2 protein-coding genes are annotated in these 2,244 nt (G+C 39.9%); both read left to right on the forward strand.

Going from position 1 to position 2,244, the window contains the following annotated elements; all coding sequences use genetic code 11:
- Positions 1–216: 216 nt before the first annotated feature.
- A complete protein-coding gene (locus H5181_RS20185) occupies positions 217–1,146 on the forward strand; it encodes a slipin family protein (protein ID WP_102036612.1) in 930 nt (309 codons plus the stop codon).
- On the forward strand, positions 1,146–2,084 hold the full coding sequence (locus tag H5181_RS20190; protein ID WP_011638836.1) for an SPFH domain-containing protein: 939 nt from the start codon (positions 1,146–1,148) through the stop codon (positions 2,082–2,084). The genes H5181_RS20185 and H5181_RS20190 overlap by 1 nt, the downstream gene beginning before the upstream one ends.
- Positions 2,085–2,244: the final 160 nt, after the last annotated feature.

Here is a 2,244-nt window from a genome sequence, read left to right on the forward strand (position 1 = left end):
GCCGTGAGTTGTTGCCGTGAGTTGTTACTGTGAGTTGAGGTTATCGAGTACTTAAGTGTAATAAATTCAGTTTATTATGATATGAATATTGTGTCGTAATTGTAGTTTCGCAAATATTGTTTTGTAAATATTGTTTTGTAAATATTGTGTCGAAGTCGTCGTGTTGCGATTGTCGTTAAGTGTTATCTAGGAAAGTCAGATTAAAAGGGAGTAGATATGTTTGTGTTAACAATCGTTTTTTTATTTGTAATGTTTATTTTGTTCAAACTCATGTTAATTGTGCCAATGCGTGAAGTGCATGTTATTGAGCGTTTGGGTAAGTTTCGTACCGTGCTCCAGCCAGGGTTTCATTTTCTTGTCCCTTTTGTCGATCGGGTTGCTTATCGCCACGACACTCGTGAAGAAGTATTAGATGTGCCACCGCAAAGCTGTATTTCAAAAGATAACACCCAATTGGAAGTTGACGGTTTAGTTTACCTTAAGGTGATGGACGGCAAGCTTGCCAGCTATGGTATTGAAAATTATCGCCGTGCAGCGGTTAACTTAGCGCAAACAACCATGCGTTCTGAAATTGGTAAGCTAACTTTGTCGCAAACGTTTTCTGAGCGTGACAGTTTGAATGAATCCATTGTGCGTGAAATTGATAAAGCCTCAGATCCTTGGGGGATCAAAGTATTACGTTATGAGATTAAAAATATCTCGCCTTCAATGAAGGTTATTCACACCCTTGAAAAACAAATGGAAGCAGAACGCCGTAAGCGTGCAGAAATCACGTTAGCTAATGCTGAAAAAGCTGCAATGATCAATATGTCGCAAGGTGAACGTCAAGAAGCGATTAATTTATCTGAAGGTCAAAAACAAAAGCGTATTAACGAGGCTTTAGGTACAGGGCAAGAAATTTCCATTATTGCTAACGCGAAAGCTGAAGGCATGGAAATGATCTGCAAAGCCTTAACAGTGAATGGCGGCAATGACGCTATGAACATGTTACTTAAAGAACAGTTTATTGGCCAAGTGGGCAAAATTTTATCTGAAGCTCAAGTTTCTGTTGTGCCAGCGGAAATGGCCAAGCTAGAAGGCTTTTTTGAAGGTATGGAGCAAGTGACTCATGCCGTATCAAACTCATCAGCAAAAGGAGCACGCTAATGTTGATTAACGGAATTGATACTGATTTGATTGTGATGGCTATCTGGGGCGTTATTTTTGCCATTTTTGTACTGAAATTATTCCAGTCTATTTGTCTTGTACCGACCAAGTCGGCTTACATTGTTGAACGTTTAGGTAAGTATCACAGCACCTTAGATGCAGGCTTCCATGCACTGATCCCCTTCCTTGATAAAGTGGCTTATATCCACGACTTAAAAGAAGAAACTATTGATGTACCGCCACAAGAATGTTTCTCCAGTGATGAAGTTAATGTTGAAGTGGATGGGGTTATTTATATTTCGGTTACCGATCCCGTTAAAGCCAGTTATGGTATTACTGACTATCGTTATGCCGCTATTCAACTTGCTCAAACCACTACGCGTTCTGTGATTGGTACCTTAGATTTAGACCGTACTTTTGAAGAGCGTGATGTGATATCAGCCAAAGTGGTTGAAGTTCTCGACGAAGCTGGCTCTATGTGGGGCATTCGAGTGCATCGTTACGAAATTAAAAATATTACCCCACCAGAAACAGTTAAAAATGCCATGGAAATGCAGGTGAATGCCGAGCGTGAACGTCGGGCATTATTAGCCAAAAGTGAAGGTGATAAGCAGAGTAAAATTAATCGTTCAGAAGGTGTGATGGCAGAAACCATTAACCGCTCTGAAGGTGAAATGCAGCGCCGCATTAATGAGGCCGAAGGTAAAGCGCAAGAAATTCTCACTTTAGCGAAAGCAACTGCAGAGTCGATAGAACGATTAGCGGTGGTTATTTCATCTGAAGGCGGACAAAGTGCATTACGTATGCAACTTGGTGAACAATATATGAAGCAGTTAGATGGTTTAAGCAAACCTGATAGCCGTATTGTGTTACCGGGAAATCTAGTTAATTTTGAATACTGGATGCAAAGTATTGGCTTAAAAGACGATAAGAAATAATCGTTAACACTGCTATGTTTGCCACCATGTGACGAACATTACAATAAAAAAGGTTAGCTATTTCGCTAACCTTTTTTATTGTTTTTACCGCCACCTTCTATTTAAATTATACCTTTACCGCTGCAGTCTGTTTTAATTATGCTTTTACCGCTTTTACCGC

Origin of the sequence: Shewanella sp. SG44-2 (assembly GCF_014164215.1) — a bacterium.
Lineage (GTDB): Bacteria > Pseudomonadota > Gammaproteobacteria > Enterobacterales > Shewanellaceae > Shewanella > Shewanella frigidimarina.